This is a genomic window from Actinoplanes sichuanensis, from assembly GCF_033097365.1.
In the GTDB taxonomy this organism is placed as follows: Bacteria; Actinomycetota; Actinomycetes; order Mycobacteriales; family Micromonosporaceae; genus Actinoplanes; species Actinoplanes sichuanensis.
Genome location: NZ_AP028461.1, coordinates 11,531,811 through 11,546,691 on the forward strand (window position 1 = coordinate 11,531,811; position 14,881 = coordinate 11,546,691).

Consider the following 14,881-nt stretch of genomic DNA (forward strand, 5'->3'; position numbering starts at 1 on the left):
GTCAGTCATGGAGGACGTCCGTCGGCGCTACCTGGAGCTGATCCGCGGCGGTGACCTGTCGCCCGCGCTGGCCGAGGCGTTCGCGACGGTGCCACGCGAGATCTTCGTGGCCGACGGGTTCCACCGCCGGGACGGGCGGCGGATCGTGCCCGCCGACCCCGACTACCTGCCCACCGTCTACAGCGACGATGTGCTGGTCACCAAGCTGGCCGGGGACGTGCCGGTCAGCTCGTCCAGCCAGCCGTCGCTGATGGCCGCCATGATCGAGGCGCTGGATGTGCGGCCCGGGATGCGGATCCTCGAGATCGGCGCGGGCACCGGTTACAACGCGGCGCTTCTCGCTTCGCTCGGCGCCGTGGTGACCACGGTGGACGTTCAGGACGACGTCGCGGCCCGGGCCAGGTCCGCGTTGGCCCGGGCCGGCATCGCGGGGGTACGGGTGGAAGCCGCCGACGGCTACACCGGAGGCCCGTTCGAGCGTTACGACCGCATCATCGTGACCGTGGGTGTCGCCGGAATCTCCCCGCACTGGCTGGACCGGTTGGAACCCGGCGGCCGACTGATCGTCCCGGTCGCGCACGGCGGCATCCACCCGGTCCTGGACATCCGCACCGGCCCGCTGACCGCGACCGTGGTGTGCTCGGCCGGCTTCATGAGCGCCGCCGGCCCGCTCAGCGCCAGACATCCGCACAGTCATCCGCCTGTCGCGACCGGGCTGGAGGATCTGGACGAGGTGTCGCCCGCCCGCTGGAAACCACCGCTGGACGCCCCGGCCTACCGCGGTCTGTGGTTCGCGGCCGCGGCCTGGCATCACCGGGTCAGTCACGCCTCCATCCCCGGCCGCGAACAGAGTTACCTCGCGGTCCTCGACGACAGCGGCGCGGCCGGTGCGGTGGTGCTCGCCGACGGGGCCATCCTCGCCTCAGGGCCGGAGTCGGAGCGGTGCGCTGCCGTCGGCACGGCCCTGTCGGACCGCTGGTGGTCGCTGAACCGCCCGCCGATGACGGCCTGGCGGATCGGTTTCACCCTGACCGGCGACCCGGCCAGCCCGATCTGGTCCCCGGCTCGCTGGACCCTCACCCCACCGGACGGCCTCTCACCGGGCGGCTCACCGGACGACCTAGTGTCGGGCCCGCCGGGCGGCCTCGCGTCGGGCCCGCCGGGCGGCCCCTCATCTGGCTCGTAGGAAGGCCAGGACCGCGAGCACTCGCCGGTTGGTGTCGTCGGTCGGTGGGAGGCCCAGCTTGGACAGGATGTTGCCGACGTGCTTGCCGACCGCCGGCTCGCTGATGAACAGACCGGCCGCGATCGCCGAGTTGGACCGGCCCTCGGCGATCAGCGCCAGCACCTCCCGCTCCCGGCCGGAGAGCCCGGCCAGCGGATCCTGGGGGCGGCTGATCAGACGACGAACCACATCCGGGTCGACGACGGTGCCGCCGGCGACCACGGTACGCAGCGCGGCCACGAACTCGGTGATCTCGGCGACCCGGTCCTTGAGCAGGTAACCGACGCCGTCACCGGTGGCGATCAGGTCGGCCGCATACTCCTGCTGCACATACTGACTGAGCACGACGACGGGCAGGCCGGGGCGGGACCGCCGAAGCCGAACCGCGGCGCGGAGACCCTCGTCCTGAAAGGACGGCGGCATCTTGATGTCGGTGATCACCAGCTCGGGATCGTGCTCGTCGACCGCGGCCGTCAGCTCGGCGGCGTCACCGACGGCCGCGACCACCTCGAAACCGAACCGGACCAGCACCCCGACCAGCCCCTCACGGAGCAACACCCCGTCCTCGGCAAGGACAACCCGGGTCACAGCTCGACCCGCAGCAGTGTCGGCCCACCGGCCGGGCTGGCGAGCAACAGCTTGCCACCGGCCGCGGCCACCCGATCGGCGAGCCCGGTGAGCCCCGAACCGTGGGCCGGATCGGCGCCGCCCCGCCCGTCGTCGAGAACCTCCAGCACGATCACCTCCCCGGCCCGGCCCAGCCGCATCTGCACCGAGGTGGCGTGTGCGTGTTTCGCGACATTGGTCAGCGCCTCGGCGGCCACGAAGTAGGCGGTGGTCTCGACCCGCTCCGGCAGCCTGTCGACGATGTCGCCGGTGTCCACCGCCGCCGGCACCGGCGAATTCGCCGCCAGCTCCCACAGCGCGGCCGGGAGCCCCAGGTCGGCCAGGGTCTGCGGGCGGATGCCGTGCACCAGGTCGCGCAGCACCACCATCAGCTCCTTGGCCTGCTCGTGGGCCCGGCCCAGCGGCTCGGCGGCGGGCGAGTCGCCCGGCAGATCGAGCCGGGCCATGCCGATCTGCAGGGTGAGGCTGGTGAGCCGGTGCTGGGCGCCGTCGTGCAGGTCACGCTCGATCCGGCGGCGCTCGGCGTCGAACGCGTCGGCCAGCCGGGCCCGGGACAGCGACACCTCGGTCAGCTGGTCACGCAGCACGTCGGTGGTGCCGAGCAGGCGCCGGGCCGGCGCGGCGTGCAGGGCGGCCACCGCGCCCGCGAGGTAGAGGAGGACCGGAAGCAAGGCGATGCCGAGCAGCATGAACGGGACCGACCCGGGCCCGCCGCGGATCACCAGGTCACCGAGCTGCCACTCGGCCAGCCAGGGGCTGAGCAGCAGGACCACCTCCAGCACGACGAGCAGCCCGGCGCCGAGCCACAACAGGGGAGCGGCCAGGGCGAGCAGAACCGCGTAGGCGACCGCCCGCCACGTCGACTCCTCCCGGAGGCGGGCCAGGAACCAGGCGACCGGCCCGGAGACCAGCGGCCGGTGCGGGGCGGGCAGCCGCAGCCGGCGACGCTCCAGCGCGGCCAGCGGCAGGGCCACGGCCGGTCCGGCGACGGCGAACAGGAACGCCGACAGAAGCATCAGCACGACCACGGCCGGTCTCGGCTCGCGGCCCTCGGTGACATCCTGCCCGGCGACCAGCCAGGGCAGCGCGAGGATCCAGAATCCGAACGCGACCGGCGCGGCGATCACCGCGGTCACCGCCAGGTGCAGCAGTGACCGCCATGGCCAGGCCGAACGCAGGTAGCGGCGGTCCTTCAGGGCATCGATCAGCACCGGTTCAAGGTAGCCGGCGGCACCCGGCCCGGCCCAGCCGTCCAGGGACACCCTCCGGGGTAGTGCTGGGTATACCTTCGACCGATGAGAGCGGCATACGACGAGATCGCGGACTGGTATGAGACCGAGTTTCTGCCGGGCAGCCTGCCCGGTGATCCGCTGGGGATCAGACGGGCCATCACCGAGCAGCTCGGCCCCGGCCCGGGGCGCTGTCTGGAGATCGGCTGCGGCACCGGTGTGCACGCCGCGCAGGTGCGGGATCTCGGCTGGAGCCCGGTCGGCGTCGACCTCTCGGCCGGGATGCTGCGGCACGCGTCGGGCCGGTTGCCGATCGCTCGCGCCGACGCGACCCGGCTGCCGTTGCGGGCCGGGTCGGTCGACGCCGCGATCACCGTGATGGCGCACACCGACATGCCCGCGTACCCGGCCGTGCTGCGCGAGGTCAGCCGGGTTCTGCGCCCCGGCGGGCGGTTCGTGCACATCGGTGTGCATCCGGCGTTCTGTGGTGGGTTCGCCGACCGGAGTGACTCGGCGGCGGTGGTGATCCGGCCCGGTTACCTGGACGGACACTGGACGAAGGATTCGTGGACCGCCAATGGGGTCCGGGACAAGGTCGGGGCCAGCCACTGGCCCCTGCCCGCGCTGCTGACCGCGTTCCTGGAGGCGGGCCTGCGGTTCGAGGGTTTCGTCGAGGGCGGTTCGCCGGTCCCGACGATGTTCGCGGTCAGGACATCATCAGCATTGCGGTAGTACCCAGTAGGACCAGTAGCAGGACCGCGATGAGCAGCCCTTTCTCGGCGGTGTCGGTGGCCTCGGCGATGGGTGTGGTGGTCAGCGGCTCACTGCTCATGTGTCCTGTCCTCCGGGGGTCGGGGGTCACCGCCCGTCTCCGTGGCTCCGGATGCGGACGGTCGGCGGGAGGCTTACCGTGAGGGCGTCGTCGACCTCGAAGGGGCTGCAGTGCCGCCGCAGGAATGGCTTCTCTCCGCTGCCGAACGCGGCAACCCGGACACCTCCATACCCATATGGAACACCGGAAACACGGTCGAGCCACTTATTCACGGGCAAAGTTACTTCGATCGGCTGGTGACCGAGATCGGTCAGCTGAAAGCCGGTGACCACCTGTTCTTCACCGACTGGCGCGGCGACCCGGACGAGCGCACCAGCGACGACGGGCCGACCGTGGCCGAGTTGTTCGCCGCGGCCGCCGCCCGCGGGGTGATCGTGAAGGGCCTGCTCTGGCGCTCACATCTGGACAAGCTGGCGTACAGCGAGGAGGAGAACCGGAATCTCAGCGACGACATCGAGGCGGCCGGTGGTGAGGTGCTGCTCGACCAGCGGGTCCGGCGCGGCGGCTCGCACCATCAGAAACTCGTGGTGCTGCGTCATCCGGGCCGGCCCGAGCTGGACATCGCGTTCGCCGGCGGCATTGACCTGTGCCACAGCCGCCGCGACGACGCCCGGCATCACGGCGACCCGCAGGCGGTGCAGATGGCGTCGCCGTACGGCCCGAATCCGCCCTGGCATGATCTCCAGCTCGCCCTGCGCGGCCCGGTCGTCGGCACCCTCGACCAGTCGTTCCGTGAGCGGTGGTGCGACCGGGTGCCGCTCGACCAGGACGGCCCGATCGCCACGATCACCGACCGGCTGCGGCGCGAGGACATGAGCCCCGACCCGCTGCCGGAGCAGCCGCCGGACCCGCCGGCGTGCGGCCCGCACACCGTGCAGGTGCTGCGGACCTACCCGGCGATGCGGCCGCCCTATGGTTTCGCGAAGCTCGGTGAGCGCAGTGTGGCCCGCGGCTACACCAAGGCCATCAAGCGGGCCCGCCGCCTGATCTACCTGGAGGACCAGTACCTCTGGTCGAAGGAGGTGGCCCAGCTGTTCGCCGAGGAGATGCGCGACGAGCCGGAGCTGCACCTGATCGCCGTGGTGCCGCGCCATCCGGACGTGGACGGCGGTTTCGCGCTGCCACCCAACCTGGTCGGCCGGGAGCAGGCGATCGAGCTGTGCCGACAGGTCGACCCCGACCGGGTGCACGTCTTCGACCTGGAGAATCACGCGGGCACGCCGATCTACGTGCATGCGAAGGTCTGCGTGATCGACGACATCTGGTGCAGTGTCGGCAGTGACAACTTCAACCGTCGTTCGTGGACGCACGACAGTGAGCTGTCCTGCGCGGTCCTCGACGAGACCCGGGACGAGCGGGAGCCCCGGGATCCGGCCGGGCTCGGCGACGGCGCCCGGACGTTCCCCCGTGACCTGCGGCTGGCCCTGATGCGCGAGCACCTGGACCGGGCCGACGGTGACGACGCGGACCTGCTCGACCCGGACGGTGCGGTCGAGGCGATGACCGCGGCCGCGGACCGGCTGCGGGACTGGCGGGACGGCGGCCGGGTCGGCCCCCGTCCGCCCGGCCGGTTGGTCCCGCACGAGACGGAGCGCCTGCCGTGGCATCAGCGGCTGTGGGCGCTCCCCGCGTACCGCCTGGTCTATGACCCGGACGGCCGGCCGTGGCGGGACCGCCGGCACGCTCGCTGGTGACGGGTCAGAGTACCCACTCGTCGTTGCGGATGATCTCCACGGTGCCCTTGGGCCCGGTACCGGTGACGGTGATGCCCTCGCCGCCGATCACCACGTCGGTGTGCACGGCCGACGTGTTCAGCCCCAGTTCCTCGCGCTGGGCGACGGTCATCGAGGTGCCGCCCGGCACGGCGAACGGGAAGCTCGACCCCCAGGCCACGTGACAGCCGGCGTTCTCGTCGAAGAGCGTGTTGTGAAAGACGATCCCGGTCCGGGCGATCCGGCTGTCCGAGTCGACGAGGGACACCTCGCCCAGCGACCGGGCGCCCGGATCGGTCTCCAGTTGGGCCCGGACGACGTCGGCGCCGGAGTCGGCGGAGACCGACACGATCCGCCCGCCGGAGAACTCCGCCCGCAGGCCGAGGACCAGGCTCCCGTTCAGCACCAGCGGTTTCGTCACCCGGATCACCCCCTCCGCGGAATGCCGGTCGGGGCTGGTGAAGACCTCCTCGGTGGGGATGTTCGGCATGTACGGCACCCCGGTCGCGTCGACCAGCCCGCCACCCGTCCACCGGCAGCCCGGGATCAGGCCGACGGTCAGATCGGTGCCGTCCCCGACATAGCGCACCGAGGTCAGCTCCAGCGCGTCCAGCCGGGACCCGCGATCGGCGAGCGTCGCCGCCCGCTCCTGCCAGGCGGCGGCCGGGTCCGGGGCGTCCAGGCGCATCGCCGTCGACACCGCCTCCCACAGCCGCTCGGTGTCCGGCTCGCCGAACACCTGGTTCGCCCAGCCCGGGTTGGGCGAACCGACGATGGTCCAGCGGAGCTTGCCCATCATCTGCTCGCGCATCACCCGCACCTCCTCGGCCGGGAAGGCGGCGGCGCGCACCGGGTCGGCGCCGTCGAGCAGGTGCGGGTCCGCGTCGCCGTGCAGGGCGATCGACGCGACCCCCTGCTCGGCCCACTCGCGGATGCGCTGCAGCGCCCAGCCCCGGCTGGCCGAGAGCGACTCCAGGCTGGCGTGATCGACGGCGGCCCGGCGCATCGGGCCGTCCGACCAGATCGGTTCGACCCAGGCCGCCCCGGCCGCATACGCGGCGGCGACGACGGCCCGGGCGATCTCCAGATGCGCGGTGTCCGTACGAAGAATGACTCCCTGCCCGGGCTGGACGTTGACACCGGCCCGGACCACGACGTCGGCGAATCGCTCGATGCGGTCCATACCGCTCAGCGTAATCAGTCGGTGTGCGGTACGCGCGCCGCCGGGACGACCCCGAGCCGACCTTTCTGGTAGTCCTCGAAGGCCTGCTTGAGCTCGGCCCGGGTGTTCATCACGAACGGCCCGTAATGGGCGACCGGTTCGCGGATCGGCCGTCCACCCATCACGAACAGGTCGAGCTCGGTCTTCGCCTCGACCCGGATCGCCTCGCCGGGCCCGTAGGTGGCGAGCTGCCCGAGCCGGACCGGCCGCATGTCGGTGCCCACCCAGCCCTCCCCCGAGAGGGTGTAGACCAGCGCGTTGTAGTCGGTCTGCCAGGGCAGGTCGAGACGTGCGCCGGGCTGAAGGGTGATGTGCGTCAGGTTGATCGGTGTGAAGGTCGACCCCGGCCCGCGGTGCCCGGCGATCTCACCGGCGATCACCCGGATCAGCCCGCCGCCGTCCGGCGTGGTCAGGAGCGCGGCCTTCGTACCCCGGATGTCCTGGTATTTGGGGTCGATCATCTTGGCCGCCCGCGGCAGGTTGACCCAGAGCTGGAGGCCGTGGAAGAGACCGCCGCTGACCACCAGGTGCTCCGGTGGTGCCTCGATGTGCAGGATCCCGGAGCCGGCCGTCATCCACTGCGTGTCACTGTTCGAGATCGAGCCGCCGCCGCCGAGCGAATCCTGGTGGTCCATGATCCCGTCGATCATGTAGGTGACCGTCTCGAACCCACGGTGGGGGTGCCAGGGAGTGCCCTTCGGCTCGCCCGGCGCGTAGTCGACCTCACCCATCTGGTCGAGGTGGATGAAGGGGTCCAACTCGGACATCGGCACGCCGGCGAAGGCCCGTCGGACCGGGAACCCCTCGCCCTCGTAGCCCTGAGGTGCGCTGGTCAGCCGCCGGACCGCGCGGAACTCGGTGGTGACCGGGTCGAGGCGGGGCAGGCGGGGCAGGACGAGGACGTCGTCGACGGTGATGGCGGGCATGGGTCTCACACCTTCCTGATCTTGGCGAAGACCCGGCCGATCACGGCCAGCTCCTCGTCGTCGAGATGATCGATGAAGCTCTCGCGGACGGTCTTCAGATGCGCGGGGGCGGCGTCGCGCAGCATGGTCAGGCCCTCGTCGGTGAGGACGGCCTCCTGGCCGCGCCCGTCGTCGGGGCAGCTCTCCTTGCGCACCAGGCCCCGCTTGATCATGGAGTTGATCTGGTACGTGACCCGGCTCGGCGACAGCACCAGGCGGCTGGCCAGCTCACCCATCCGGATCCGCCGGCCCGGCGCGTCGGCCAGGGCGACGAGCACGTGATAGTCGTTCATGCTCAGGCCGGTGGCGGCGCGCAACTCGTCCTCGAGGCGGGTGTGCAGCGCCCACGAGCTCTCGATGAAGGTGCGCCAGTGCGCCAGCTGCGTCGCGGTGAGCGGTTCGGCCATGACACGAACCGTACTCCTTCAAATCTGAAACTTCAAATCTGAAATAAGGTTAGGGTGATCACGTGAAGATTCGCCGTGCCACCCCCGCCGACGTCGACGAACTCGTCCGCCTCCGCGCGATCCTGCTGCGGACCTTCCCGGGCCGCGCCTGGAACGACGACTGGCGCGAACCGGCCCGCGCCTCCCTGCTGCGCCGCCTCGCCGCACCCGAGCCGACGCTCGCGGCCTTCGTCGTCGAGGATGCGGACGGCCCGGGGCTCGCCGCCTGCGCGGTGGGAGTCATCGACGAGCATCTGGGCAACCTGTACAGCCCCGACGGTCGGGTCGGCTACGTCTTCAACGTGGTCACCGACCCCGGCGCCCGCCGCCGTGGATATTCCCGCGCCTGCGTGACGGCGCTCCTGGACTGGTTCCGCGACCAGGGCGTCCGCGTCGCGGACCTGAAGGCCTCGCCGGACGGCGAGCCGCTCTACACGTCGCTGGGGTTCACCCGCACGTCCGACCCCGCGATGCGCCTTCGTCTTTGATTCGGTACGGCCACCCGCACTACCGTGACGCGGTGACCGAATTGACCACCGTTCGTCTCCGTCTGCGCCCGTTCACCTCCGGAGACGTCCAGGCCGTCCACGCCTACGCGAGCGACCCCGAGGTGACCCGCTACATGGACTGGGGCCCGAACACCCCGGCCGAGTCGGAGGCGTTCGTGGCCGAGGCGGCCGCCCCGGCCGACGGCGTGCAGCCGTTCGCCATCGAGCACGAGGGGCACCTGATCGGCGCCGTCGAACTCCGCGTCACCGGTCGCACCCACGCGCGCGGCGAGTTCGGTTACACCCTGGCCCGCTCCGCCTGGGGTCGGGGTTTCGCCACCGAGGCGGCGACCGCGGTGCTGGCCTACGCCTTCGATCGGGTCGGCCTGCACCGGGTGGCCGCCACCTGCGACCCGGCCAACACCGCCTCCCGCCGGGTCCTGGAGAAGGCCGGCCTCACCTACGAGGGCCACCTCAAGGACTACCTGCGCATCCGGGGCGAGTGGCGGGACCGCCTGCTCTACGCCGCGCTGTCTACGCGGCCGGCGTGTTGAGCGACTGGGTGAGCCGCTCGCGGGCCAGGTCGAAGTCGACGCCGCGCTCGGCCAGGATCAGCATCGCCAGGCCCTGACCCTCACGCAGGATGCCCAGTGCGATGTGCTCCGGCGCGATGAAGTTGTGTTTGAGCCGGATCGCCTCGCGCAGCGACAACTCCAGGACCTTCTTGTTACGTGCCGAGAACGGCCGGTGCCCGGCCGCGGCCGGGGTGAGTCGCCCGAAGATGCCCTTCCTCTTCGGCGCGGGTCGGGGCAGCCGCAGTGTCCCGGCCCCGAAGTTCTCCTCGATGGCGGCCCGCACCGCGTCCAGGTCGATGCCGATCGACTTGAGGGCCGCGGCGTCCTCGGCATCCCGGTCGGCGATCTCGGCGGCCTCACTCCGGTCTCCGACGTGCCTGATGATCGCCTCTCGGACGTAGGTCTCGTCGACCTCGCCCGCGGCTCCCCGGAACGCCTCCCGCACCGCGCCGTTCTCGGCGGCGACCAGCGAGAACAGGGTGTGCTCGGTGCCGATCGTCTCGTGGCCGAGCAGCCGGGCCCGCTCCTGGGCGCCGATCACGGTCTCGCGGGCGGCCTTGGTGAATCGCTCGAACATCTCAGTCCTCCCGTGGATCCGGCATCGGCAGTAGCCGGGCGTGTTTCTTGTGCACGCCCTGGCGGGTCACTTCGAGCGCGTCGGCGATCTCCTGCCAGGACCAGCCTTTGGCCCGGGCGTTCGCCACCTGTAGGCGCTCCAGTCCCTCCAGGAGACGGCGCAGTGCCACCACCGCACGGAGCCCGACCCGCGGATCGGTGCTGCCGGCGGCGGCGGCGAGATCGGTAGCTTCGGTCATGACGTCAACTTACGTTGACAGATTCGTCGTGTCAACGTGAGTTGACGAGAAAGGGCTCTGTGGGGGATGACCCCACAGAGCCCTTCTTCGGAACGCGGATCAGGCGCCGCGGCCGGTCTTCTCCTGCAGTTCGTCGATCTTGCGGGACGCGTCCGCCTTGGTCAGCCCCTCGGGTACGTCCTCGTGTGCCTCGGTGGCGAGAGTGTGCAGGTAGGACTCCTGCGCACCGGTGGCCGGCTCGTCGCCGGTGGTCCAGTCCTGCGGGTCCTTGATGGCATTGCCGGCGTTCGTCTGATCGGTCATGACGCCGTCCTTCCCGGTCGCGTGAGTCGAACGCCTGTGCCATTACCCGTGCGCCCCGCGTTCATGCCGGAGATCACCCGTCGGAGACGCGGAGAGGCCGGCCCCGAAGGGTCGGCCTCTTCCGAGAACGTGCTGCGAAACGTGCCCTGATCAGTCCCAGGCGGGCAGGGTGCCGAGGGAGACGGTCAGCTCGACCGGGTGGTGCACCGGCGCGGCGACCGTGAACCGGGTGCCGAACGGGTCACGCAGCTCGGCGAGGGCGGTCAGCCCGGCCTCTGACGGCTCCATGATCACCGCGCCGCCGAGGCGCTCGCAGTGGTCGGCCGCGGCCTGGATGTCCTCGACCTGGAAGGCCGCCCGCCACCAGGCGCCACGGTAACCCGGGGCGAGACCGGCGACGGCGTCGTGGGCCTGGTTCAGCCACTCGCCGGAGCCGAACTGCTGGTTGAGCAGCCAACCGAACGCCGAGCCGTAGAAGCGGGCCGCGCCGTCCGGGTCGTCGGTGATGAGTTCCGGCCACGACATCGTGCCCGGTTCGCCGCCGGCCTGCGCGCCGGCGAAGTCGTGCGCCTGCCACAGGCCGATGATGGCGCCGTTCGGGTCGGCGACGATCGCGCGTCGCCCGCCGTGCGCCTCGGTCGGGTGGCTCAGGCAGTGGCCGCCGGACAGGGCGACCTGCTCGAGTGTCTCCTCGAGGTCGGGCGTGCTCAGGTGGGTGAGCCAGCCGTCCGGCCGGTCGAACTGACTGCGGGTGAGGCCGGCGACAGCACGCCCCCCGAGCTTGAACCGATCACCCGCCGACTCCCAGCCAAACAACTCTCCGTAGAACTGTGCCGCGCGTGCGGGGTCCGCACTCGCCAGTTCCACCCAGCAAGGTGTCAAGGGTGCATAGCCTCTGATCCGCATGAGCCGCTCCATGGTGGACATCCCCAGTTACCTTCGTACTCTACGGCACTGATAACGCTTCGTCACCACCAGCCGGTTCATTGTCTGGTTTAGAGCAGTTTTAAACTACTCTTGGTAAGCATGTGTGTGATCCAGGTGACGCATCACCGGTGTTGCGGCTACACCGTGCAGCACTACGGACACGACGACGACGAATGCCGCGGTCGCCCAGAGGAGCGGTTCGTTCGGGAAATCGGCATGTGTCACTGCATACGCTAGGTAATAGAACGTGCCGACACCACGGATACCGAACGTGGCGATCACCCAGTGTTCCGACGGGCGCCCGGGGGCACCTCGCAGAGCGGCGAAAGCGGCCAGCGGACGGACCACGAAGATCAGCGCGAGACCGGCCAGGGCGGCCGGCAGGGTGAGCGGCGCCAGCAGGCCGCCGACCACGGCGCCACCCAGAAGAAGCAGCAGGAGTACGGTCAACAGCCGCTCGATCTGCTCGGCGAAATCGTGCAACACCTGGTGGTACTCATGGGACCGCTCGGCCGCCCGGATCGCCCGCGCCGCCACGAACACGGCCAGGAAACCGTAGCCGCCGGCCACCTCGACCAGCCCGTACGCCAGAAAGGTCGCCGCCAGGGCCTGAAAACCCTCGGAATGCCGGGCCAGCCGCAACGAGTCCCGTTCGACCCGGAAGAACAGTCTGCCGAGAAGCTTCCCGATCACGATGCCGCCGACCAGCCCGACCGCACCCTTGTAGACGACGTCGGTCAGCACCCACCCGCCGAGCCAGCCGGCCGGATCCAGTCCGTGCGCCGCGATCGCGATGGCCGCGTACACGAACGGGAACGCCAGCCCGTCGTTCAGCCCCGCCTCGGACGTGAGCGCGAACCGTACCTCGTCCTCCGAATCCTCCTCGTCGGTCGGCTCGCCGACCTGCACATCCGCCGCCAGCACCGGATCGGTCGGCGCCATCGCCGCGCCCAGCAGCAACGCCGACGCCGGCACCAACCCGGCCCACCACCAGCCGAGCAGGGCCACCGCCGCGATCGTCACCGGCATCGCGATCACCAGCAGCCGGATCGTCGACGCCCACCGGCGCCGCCCGAACGGCCTGTCGATCTTCAGCCCGGCACCCATCAGCGCCACGATCACGCACACCTCGGTGAGGTGCTCGGTCAGCTTCGGATGGGCCAGCGGATCGGCCTCCGGCAGGCCCAGTGGCAACCCGAAGAGCAGCAGGCCCAACCCGAGGAACGCCATCGGCATGGACAGCGGCCGGCGCTCCAACACCCGGGGGAGGATCCCGGCAAGCAGGGCACCCAGGCCGAACAGGGCGAACAGCACATCGGACACCGGTATGCCCGGGAAAATCATGCCCGCGCTTTACCCGCCAAGAGCATCTCGAACCACACCGTCGATCCGCGCACCGTCGGGTCGGTGCCCCACGAGTCGCTGAGCTCCTCGATCAACCCGAGACCACGGCCCCGGCTGGCCAGCGTGTCGGCGTGCGCCCGGATCACACTGCCCCGGGTGCCGGTGTCGGCCACCGACACCAGGAGCCGCTCCGCATTCAGGTCGATGTGCACCTGCGCCGGGGTCCCGGCGTGCAACAGGGCATTCGTGGTCAGCTCGCTGGTGCACAGGATCGCCGCGCCGATCACCGGCTCCGGCACACTCCACTCACGCAGCCGCGTCGTCATCCACTGCCGCACCCGGCTCGGGCTGGTCGGCTCGGCGGCCACCTGCAACGTCGCCGACCGGCTCATCGCCAGCGCGTGCTCCACAGCCAGCACCGCCACGTCGTCGTCGGTGGTGCCGGGCACCGCGGCCGTCGCCAGCGAGCACATGTTGCGCGGATCGCCGCTCGGCGACGCGGCCGCCGCCGCGACCAGCGCGTCCAGCCCGTCGTTGAGCGGCCGGTCACGGCGCTCCACCACGCCGTCGCTGAACATCAGGATCGTGTCGCCCGGCTCCAGTCGCACCGCGCCGGTCTGCCAGCGGCCGCCCAGACCCAGCGGGGCGCCCGGCGGAACCTTGACCAGCTCGGCGGTGGCCGGCTCACCGGACCGCCCGACCCGGCGCAGCACCGGCGGCGGATGACCCGCACTGGCCAGCGTGATCGAACCGTCGGTGGGGTCGAGCACCCCATACACCACGGTCACGAAGATCTCCTCGTTACGCGACTCCGCGCCCAACGAGCCGACCAGCCGGTCCAGCCCGGCCAGCACACTCGGCGGCGAGGGATCGGTCAGCGCCATCGCCCGCAGCGCGGCCCGAACCTGGCCCATCACCGCGGCGGCCCGCACATCGTGCCCGGCCACGTCACCGAGAACCATCGCCAGCCGACCGTCGACCAGGTGGAACGCGTCGTAGAAGTCGCCACCGGCGGCGTTGCCGTCGACACCCACGTCGTAACGTGCCGCGATCCGGAACGTGTCCAGCTCGGGCAGGTGCTCGGGAAGCATGCTGCGCTGCAGCAACTGCGCCGTACCGTGTTGGGCCTCGAACCGCCGGGCGCGCTCGGCCGCCTGCGCCACCAGCTCGGCCGCGGCCGTCAGCAGCGCCCGCTCGGCCGGCAGCCAGGCGTGCGCCCGACGGAAACCGACGGTCAGCGCGCCCCGCAGCGACGGCGTCCGCAACGGCAGGGCGGCCAGCGACCGGACCCGGCGCTCATGCCGGTCCGAGGCGACCGCCGCGAGCGGCTCACCATCGGCGACGAACGTGGCCCGCCCGGTCTCCGCCGCCGCCACCGCGGGCGCCGCCGGATCGGCACTGATCCGCCGCCAGACCGGTGGCAGCCGCTCGTCGACCTCGTCGAGCATCTCGCCGCGAATGCGGCGGACATAGCGATAGGCCAGGCCTTCGTCGACGGCCAGGACACAATGATCAAGATCAAAAGATGCCATGGCGTACGTCAGGACGACCCGCGTGACATCGTCGATGGTCAGTGCGCCGGCCAGTCGAGCGGTCAGCTCGCCGAGGCTCTGCAGCCGGTGGATCACGTGCGTGGTCTCGGCCGCCACCGTGAGCACCCCGGCCACCGCGCCCCGAGAGGTGCGGATCACCGAGTGGCCCCGGGTGTAGAAGGCCGGCTCGGTGCGACCCGGCGCGAACTGCACCTGGCTCTCCGGCTCCAGGATCGACCGGCCGGTCCGGTGCACCTGCTGGATCACGTCACCCAGACCCGGCTGCTCCCACGCGGCGCCGAACGCCGTGGCCGCCGGCCGGCCCAGCGCCGCCGGATGCAGCGCGTCGAGGACCTCGGCGTAGGCGTCGTTGTAGATGACCACACCATCGTCACCGACGGTCAGCAGCATCGGAACGGGGGAGGCGAGGGCCAACTCGACCGCGGCGCGGACCGCCGGATCCCACCCGGTGATCGGGCCGAGTGAGGTGGCCGACCAGTCGAAAGCGTGCACCAGGGCGGAACAGCCCAGGCCGGTGTGCTGCGCACCGGCCGCCTGCACGGGCAGCGTGGTGATCAGCGACGGATGACGACCACCCGCCCCGAAACCTCCCGACCCCACCATGCGGAAAGCCTATCC

Annotated in this window: 17 protein-coding genes; 5 read left to right on the forward strand and 12 right to left on the reverse strand. The window is 71.2% G+C overall.

The window, feature by feature from the left end:
• Positions 1–7 precede the first annotated feature (7 nt).
• Complete coding sequence (locus Q0Z83_RS52795) at positions 8–1,186, forward strand: protein-L-isoaspartate O-methyltransferase family protein (protein WP_317791126.1); 1,179 nt, start codon at positions 8–10, stop codon at positions 1,184–1,186.
• On the opposite strand, the gene Q0Z83_RS52800 is transcribed toward Q0Z83_RS52795, so the two are convergent.
• Positions 1,172–1,813 (reverse strand): response regulator transcription factor, encoded by a 642-nt coding sequence (locus Q0Z83_RS52800; RefSeq protein ID WP_317791127.1) that lies wholly within the window; start codon positions 1,811–1,813, stop codon positions 1,172–1,174. The genes Q0Z83_RS52795 and Q0Z83_RS52800 overlap by 15 nt on opposite strands.
• Positions 1,810–3,063, reverse strand: a complete 1,254-nt coding sequence (locus tag Q0Z83_RS52805; protein ID WP_317791128.1) for a sensor histidine kinase — start codon at positions 3,061–3,063, stop codon at positions 1,810–1,812. Before Q0Z83_RS52805 ends, Q0Z83_RS52800 begins: the two co-directional genes overlap by 4 nt.
• Before the next feature lie 84 nt (positions 3,064–3,147).
• Between Q0Z83_RS52805 and Q0Z83_RS52810 the strand changes: the two genes are divergently transcribed.
• Positions 3,148–3,813, forward strand: a complete 666-nt coding sequence (locus Q0Z83_RS52810) for a class I SAM-dependent methyltransferase (protein ID WP_317791129.1) — start codon at positions 3,148–3,150, stop codon at positions 3,811–3,813.
• Here Q0Z83_RS52810 and Q0Z83_RS52815 read toward each other — a convergent pair.
• Positions 3,788–3,913 carry a hypothetical protein gene (locus Q0Z83_RS52815; RefSeq protein WP_317791130.1) on the reverse strand — a complete coding sequence of 42 codons (126 nt, stop codon included), beginning with the start codon at positions 3,911–3,913 and terminating at the stop codon, positions 3,788–3,790. The two genes, Q0Z83_RS52810 and Q0Z83_RS52815, sit on opposite strands and share 26 nt — an antisense overlap.
• Positions 3,914–4,023: 110 nt before the next feature.
• On the opposite strand from Q0Z83_RS52815, the gene Q0Z83_RS52820 reads away from it, so the two are divergent.
• Positions 4,024–5,607, forward strand: a complete 1,584-nt coding sequence (locus Q0Z83_RS52820; protein ID WP_317791131.1) for a phospholipase D family protein — start codon at positions 4,024–4,026, stop codon at positions 5,605–5,607.
• A gap of 4 nt (positions 5,608–5,611) precedes the next feature.
• Here the strand turns inward: Q0Z83_RS52820 and Q0Z83_RS52825 are convergent, their stop codons facing one another.
• Genes Q0Z83_RS52825 through Q0Z83_RS52835 form a run of 3 tightly spaced genes read right to left on the reverse strand, consistent with a single transcriptional unit; the run spans position 5,612 to position 8,219 of the window.
• Positions 5,612–6,808 carry an aminopeptidase gene (locus tag Q0Z83_RS52825; RefSeq protein ID WP_317791132.1) on the reverse strand — a complete coding sequence of 399 codons (1,197 nt, stop codon included), beginning with the start codon at positions 6,806–6,808 and terminating at the stop codon, positions 5,612–5,614.
• 14 nt (positions 6,809–6,822) lie between these two features.
• Positions 6,823–7,773, reverse strand: a complete 951-nt coding sequence (locus Q0Z83_RS52830) for a pirin family protein (protein WP_317791133.1) — start codon at positions 7,771–7,773, stop codon at positions 6,823–6,825.
• A 5-nt stretch (positions 7,774–7,778) separates the two neighbouring features.
• Positions 7,779–8,219 (reverse strand): MarR family winged helix-turn-helix transcriptional regulator, encoded by a 441-nt coding sequence (locus Q0Z83_RS52835; protein ID WP_317791134.1) that lies wholly within the window; start codon positions 8,217–8,219, stop codon positions 7,779–7,781.
• Positions 8,220–8,281: 62 nt separating this feature from the next.
• Between Q0Z83_RS52835 and Q0Z83_RS52840 the strand changes: the two genes are divergently transcribed.
• The gene (locus tag Q0Z83_RS52840) at positions 8,282–8,746 is read left to right on the forward strand and encodes a GNAT family N-acetyltransferase (protein ID WP_317791135.1); all 465 of its coding nucleotides are present in this window, start codon (positions 8,282–8,284) and stop codon (positions 8,744–8,746) included.
• Positions 8,747–8,778: 32 nt separating this feature from the next.
• The gene (locus Q0Z83_RS52845; RefSeq protein ID WP_317791136.1) at positions 8,779–9,300 is read left to right on the forward strand and encodes a GNAT family N-acetyltransferase; all 522 of its coding nucleotides are present in this window, start codon (positions 8,779–8,781) and stop codon (positions 9,298–9,300) included.
• Here the strand turns inward: Q0Z83_RS52845 and Q0Z83_RS52850 are convergent.
• From Q0Z83_RS52850 to Q0Z83_RS52875, 6 genes are all read right to left on the reverse strand, one after another.
• Positions 9,281–9,898 carry a Clp protease N-terminal domain-containing protein gene (locus Q0Z83_RS52850; RefSeq protein ID WP_317791137.1) on the reverse strand — a complete coding sequence of 206 codons (618 nt, stop codon included), beginning with the start codon at positions 9,896–9,898 and terminating at the stop codon, positions 9,281–9,283. The genes Q0Z83_RS52845 and Q0Z83_RS52850 overlap by 20 nt on opposite strands.
• A 1-nt stretch (position 9,899) precedes the next feature.
• Complete coding sequence (locus tag Q0Z83_RS52855) at positions 9,900–10,136, reverse strand: hypothetical protein (protein ID WP_043525989.1); 237 nt, start codon at positions 10,134–10,136, stop codon at positions 9,900–9,902.
• A gap of 99 nt (positions 10,137–10,235) precedes the next feature.
• The gene (locus tag Q0Z83_RS52860) at positions 10,236–10,439 is read right to left on the reverse strand and encodes a DUF3072 domain-containing protein (protein ID WP_317791138.1); all 204 of its coding nucleotides are present in this window, start codon (positions 10,437–10,439) and stop codon (positions 10,236–10,238) included.
• A gap of 150 nt (positions 10,440–10,589) precedes the next feature.
• Positions 10,590–11,306 (reverse strand): VOC family protein, encoded by a 717-nt coding sequence (locus Q0Z83_RS52865; RefSeq protein ID WP_317791139.1) that lies wholly within the window; start codon positions 11,304–11,306, stop codon positions 10,590–10,592.
• Positions 11,307–11,450: 144 nt separating this feature from the next.
• Positions 11,451–12,710: a cation:proton antiporter gene (locus tag Q0Z83_RS52870; RefSeq protein ID WP_317791140.1), complete on the reverse strand. Its 1,260-nt coding sequence runs from the start codon at positions 12,708–12,710 to the stop codon at positions 11,451–11,453.
• The gene (locus tag Q0Z83_RS52875) at positions 12,707–14,866 is read right to left on the reverse strand and encodes an ATP-binding SpoIIE family protein phosphatase (protein ID WP_317791141.1); all 2,160 of its coding nucleotides are present in this window, start codon (positions 14,864–14,866) and stop codon (positions 12,707–12,709) included. The genes Q0Z83_RS52870 and Q0Z83_RS52875 overlap by 4 nt, the downstream gene beginning before the upstream one ends.
• Positions 14,867–14,881: the final 15 nt, after the last annotated feature.

Coding starts and splice junctions, on each gene's coding strand:
- Q0Z83_RS52810 (WP_317791129.1), top strand. CDS start 3,148: ATGAGAGCGGCATACGACGAGATCGCGGACTGGTATGAGACCGAGTTT.
- Q0Z83_RS52825 (WP_317791132.1), bottom strand. CDS start 6,808: ATGGACCGCATCGAGCGATTCGCCGACGTCGTGGTCCGGGCCGGTGTC.
- Q0Z83_RS52870 (WP_317791140.1), bottom strand. CDS start 12,710: ATGATTTTCCCGGGCATACCGGTGTCCGATGTGCTGTTCGCCCTGTTC.
- Q0Z83_RS52795 (WP_317791126.1), top strand. CDS start 8: ATGGAGGACGTCCGTCGGCGCTACCTGGAGCTGATCCGCGGCGGTGAC.
- Q0Z83_RS52830 (WP_317791133.1), bottom strand. CDS start 7,773: ATGCCCGCCATCACCGTCGACGACGTCCTCGTCCTGCCCCGCCTGCCC.
- Q0Z83_RS52835 (WP_317791134.1), bottom strand. CDS start 8,219: ATGGCCGAACCGCTCACCGCGACGCAGCTGGCGCACTGGCGCACCTTC.
- Q0Z83_RS52860 (WP_317791138.1), bottom strand. CDS start 10,439: ATGACCGATCAGACGAACGCCGGCAATGCCATCAAGGACCCGCAGGAC.
- Q0Z83_RS52855 (WP_043525989.1), bottom strand. CDS start 10,136: ATGACCGAAGCTACCGATCTCGCCGCCGCCGCCGGCAGCACCGATCCG.
- Q0Z83_RS52815 (WP_317791130.1), bottom strand. CDS start 3,913: ATGAGCAGTGAGCCGCTGACCACCACACCCATCGCCGAGGCCACCGAC.
- Q0Z83_RS52875 (WP_317791141.1), bottom strand. CDS start 14,866: ATGGTGGGGTCGGGAGGTTTCGGGGCGGGTGGTCGTCATCCGTCGCTG.
- Q0Z83_RS52850 (WP_317791137.1), bottom strand. CDS start 9,898: ATGTTCGAGCGATTCACCAAGGCCGCCCGCGAGACCGTGATCGGCGCC.